This window comes from Vibrio sp. 1069, from assembly GCF_033340555.1.
On sequence record NZ_JAWOWP010000840.1, the window covers coordinates 1 to 541 of the forward strand.

Annotated in this window: 1 protein-coding gene; it reads right to left on the reverse strand. The window is 47.9% G+C overall.

Annotation, left to right across the window (positions count from 1 at the left end):
* A partial coding sequence (locus R7040_RS29360) for a Dyp-type peroxidase (RefSeq protein ID WP_318098034.1) occupies positions 1-541 on the reverse strand: 541 nt, incomplete at both ends.

Consider the following 541-nt stretch of genomic DNA (forward strand, 5'->3'; position numbering starts at 1 on the left):
TAATGGCCAGTTCTGCTAGCATTTCTTGTGAAGGAGCGAAGAAGTAAGCACCTGTTACTGCTTTAGTGAAGCGACGCAGTTGGTCTTTTGTACCGTCGGTTACACCGTACATGCTCTCTAGCATCACTTTGATATTGTGAAGTGTATTGCAGTAAGAGATGAACAACAGACCGTGCGCGCCAGTCACTGTGCCGTATGGCAAGCTATGACGAACAATCTTCAAACCTTTGCCTTCTTCTTTAATATCAACTCGACCAACGTGAGATGCTGCCGGTACGTCTTCTAGCTCGACTGAATCGGGTTTGGTGCGACCAATAACTTTCTCTTGAGCTTTGATATTTAGGCGATTCCAAGCTGGCAAGTTGTGCTCAAAACGTTGAACCATAACATAGCTGCCACCAGCATATGGGCCATCTTTTACCAATGCTACGTCAGCGCGAGCGTCCCCTTTCGGGTTTTCTGTGCCGTCGATAAAGTCCGTCATGTCACGTGCATCTAGGTAGCGGTAGCCGTACGTTTCATCCACGACCGTCACATCTTC